Below are 3,251 nucleotides of genomic sequence, written 5' to 3'. Positions count from 1 at the left end.
AACTCCATGTGTATGGCTTTGAATTTTCTGACCCATCAACATGAGATTGTTTTTGAGCACATTCCAAAAAATCATCTGGTAAGGTACCCAGCTCAGCTGCAAATTTGTAAGCAACAAAATACTCAAGAAAAGATTTGTGAGCAGGTTTATAGTAACCATCCTCTTCATCTATTATAAGTATTGTTTGTCCACGCAAGTCATATCTCCAATAATCAATCTCTGTATCATTTACTCTATTTCCAAATAATCTATTAATAACATCCGGAAACTCTTTGTAATTTATTGATAATTTGTCATTCGCAATCATTTCCCATGAAAGTTCACATAAAAAATATAACTTGTCGGCAAGCGATGTAAAGGTTCTAGCATGTTTAATATCTCTTTCCATTTTACGTCTTGTAGCATATAAGTATATCCTCGCCATATCAATTGGTTTATTGAGTTCTATTTCTTTAATTGAATCAATAATAAGATCAATCATAATAGGCCGACTTAACAAATCTAAAATTTCGTTATTTTCCATTATTAACTCAACAGTTGGTTCATTTGTATGTATTGATAACAGTTTTCTTATTTGATGATTTTCAAACTTTAATAATTCGAGTACCTCAAACTGTGGACTTTCTCCTGTAAGTTGTTTTGTAGATTCTTTAAGTTCAGCATTAAGAAGAGATCTTCCTTCTTTAATTTGAGGAAAATGTTCATTTCGGCAAGTAAGTATAACTTTAGAGTTTCCTTTTATTACTGATGCAAGCTCCCAAAAATTATCAATCATTTTTTGCTTATTTACTTTATCAGCCATCTCATCAAATCCATCAAAAATTAGCAATAGTTTTCCCATTTTATTTAGTTGCATAAAAGCAGAGAATCTCACAAGATAGTGGTATAAAATACTTTTCAATCTCTTTTCTATTGATTTCATTTTCAACCCAATTAAAATAGTTAGAAAAGTCTATTGTCTCCTCAATCAGTTCATCAAAATTATAACAGAATACATTCTTATCTTTATTTTCCTCAGCATATTCCCTAGCAGCTTTACTAACTTTAGAATTTGTTACTATCCAACCTTCATCACAGTCATGGTATGAAGTTACATCAGCTAATTCTGTAATTTGTTGTACTTTCGTTTCCGATGTTATTCCATAGATAAATATACTTAAAGTGGACCCGCGTCTACCAGGAATTTTTAATATAAACATAAATGATTCATCATTTTCAATTTCAAAACTATCAAAGGTATAGTCTAGTGCTTCAAACCATTCTTTAAGTTCTTTCTTATGTTTTCTTAGTAAAGTTAATTCTGGTGTAAGAGCAGATGACATTTGTTCTACAGAATCAAATGATTTTGTAAAATCTAATAAACTCAAAGGAAGCGTATCTTCAAGATATCCTTCAAAAAACCACTTAATTAAATTAATTAGAGCTAATCTTACTGTATTAGCATGCAGTGGCATTACTATATCACTGTTACTATTTGTATCATGCGATGCCGGGTTTCCATGAACTCTTATAGTTTCCAAATAAGTTTCAACCATTTGCCTTAACCGTTTATCATTAATTATTCTTTTACCTGGTTGACTTTCTATAACTATTTGTGTTAAAGATGCTAGATCTAATTCTTTAACTTTAGGCTTTGGGTTTCCTTGAGTATCCTTCTTCCCCAAAATTATGTCTTCACCCAATTGTTCTCCGTAATGATCAAAGATAATCGCTTTACAAACAGCTTCCGCAGCTTTACGAGAATTATTACAAATATCTTCTATTGAATCATCCTGAAATGCATGTGTCGTAACTTTTATTAGGTCAGATATTTTTCTTTTTAATTTTATACCGTTCATAGTTATCTTCCTTCAAGGTTTTTCCCTAATTTTACCACACCACATTCGACCTGAATAGGCAATTTTTGTATCTTTAGAACTAGGTCTTATGGTATATTAAACTTACAACCAAATATATCCATAATAGGAGTAAAGAACACATGTCTGGAATCATTGAAATTTTGTTAAAAGTAGCCCCACTAATAACCGTTGCCTTTGTATTAATTAAATTCAACATTACTTCAACAAACAAAACAGTAATAGATATATTACTAACACCAAAAAATAATAGAGATTGGGATGATTTCCTGGAGATCATATCAGTCTCATTAATTCTTGTTCTAACAATAGTTATTCCAAGCATATTTTTCGATTACTCTAAAATGTCAGCTATGTCACAATATATTTTTATTACAATTGATATTGGATTAATTATTATTACAGGAATATTCTTAGTTGTTTCTTGGTTACTTTCTCTATTTGGCGTGTTATTAAGATCAAAACTAGTAAATTTCGTTATTATTACAAGTCTTGCTTTGATTTTATTTTTATCATTCTTCAGTTCAGCATTAAATCAAAAGTATCTAGTTAATTTTTTTTACACAAAGCAATACTCGAATTTACTTGTAATAATAGGCTCAATATTTATCTTCTTTACACTCTTATTTTATATTTATAGATTTATTTATAAATCATTTAATAAACCAATATCACCGACTTATAAAATTGAAAAAATACCAGTTAATCTTGTTGAAGAGGAACTTAAAAACCTATATTTTATTTATATGTTTGATAGCGAGAGGCACATTATGACTAATTATCCCGTTAACCGTAAGTCAGTTACTTTTCCAGCCTACGTCTACTACCCAAAAGAAAACTCATTGGTAAAATACAAAAAGGATTAATTATGGAGGTTCATTATGTTCAAAGCTGGATTTCATCTTGATACTGACGCTCACTTGGATGCTGCAATACACAACAGAGCCTATGTTGGTGTTTTTCAAAGGAATACAAAAGGGATACTTGAACAAATATTTGAAGGTGGAGTTATTGAATCTCATTGTGAGATATCAGTGAAGATGGCTGGAGGATATTTTCTGAAGGAGAATTGTGAGTTTAGGGTTGTTTAGATGACAAACGGCACCTATTAAGGCGCCGTTTTATAAGCTTTTACATAGATTATTATAGTAGCTCTTTTAGAAGTTCCAATCCATTTTCCTCGCCTGGATCATTCGTTCCCAGTCCACCACGGAAAGCACTAGCTAAGATAGCTTTCTTTATAAGATCAATTTTATCAATAATATTGGTTAAATCCTTTACTTTTCGCTCTTTCTCAAGCAATCCATCTAGCAAACGAACTATCTCTTCTTGCTCAGAGAGGCTTGGCATTATTATTTGTATATTTAAGAACCCTTCTTGGGTCAAGTTTACACC

General features: G+C 30.8%; 5 protein-coding genes. 2 read left to right on the top strand and 3 right to left on the bottom strand.

What is annotated here, in order from left to right; translation table 11 throughout:
• Positions 1-856 (bottom strand): NACHT domain-containing protein (locus tag AC1DUA_RS33955; RefSeq protein ID WP_477503936.1); only part of this gene is annotated, 856 nt, incomplete at its 3' end.
• Positions 843-1,838 (bottom strand): restriction endonuclease, encoded by a 996-nt coding sequence (locus tag AC1DUA_RS33950; RefSeq protein WP_477503935.1) that lies wholly within the window; start codon positions 1,836-1,838, stop codon positions 843-845. The genes AC1DUA_RS33950 and AC1DUA_RS33955, both read right to left, overlap by 14 nt.
• A gap of 140 nt (positions 1,839-1,978) precedes the next feature.
• Between AC1DUA_RS33950 and AC1DUA_RS33945 the strand changes: the two genes are divergently transcribed.
• Positions 1,979-2,722 carry a hypothetical protein gene (locus AC1DUA_RS33945; protein ID WP_477503934.1) on the top strand — a complete coding sequence of 248 codons (744 nt, stop codon included), beginning with the start codon at positions 1,979-1,981 and terminating at the stop codon, positions 2,720-2,722.
• Between the two features lie 15 nt (positions 2,723-2,737).
• Positions 2,738-2,947 carry a hypothetical protein gene (locus AC1DUA_RS33940; protein WP_477503933.1) on the top strand — a complete coding sequence of 70 codons (210 nt, stop codon included), beginning with the start codon at positions 2,738-2,740 and terminating at the stop codon, positions 2,945-2,947.
• Positions 2,948-2,999: 52 nt separating this feature from the next.
• Here AC1DUA_RS33940 and AC1DUA_RS33935 read toward each other — a convergent pair.
• Positions 3,000-3,251 (bottom strand): restriction endonuclease subunit S (locus AC1DUA_RS33935; RefSeq protein ID WP_477503932.1); only part of this gene is annotated, 252 nt, incomplete at its 5' end.

This window comes from Paenibacillus sp. 01T422 (assembly GCF_056398785.1).
The sequence above is the reverse complement of the archived record's forward strand: the minus strand, read 5'-3'. Positions and strand labels throughout refer to the sequence as shown.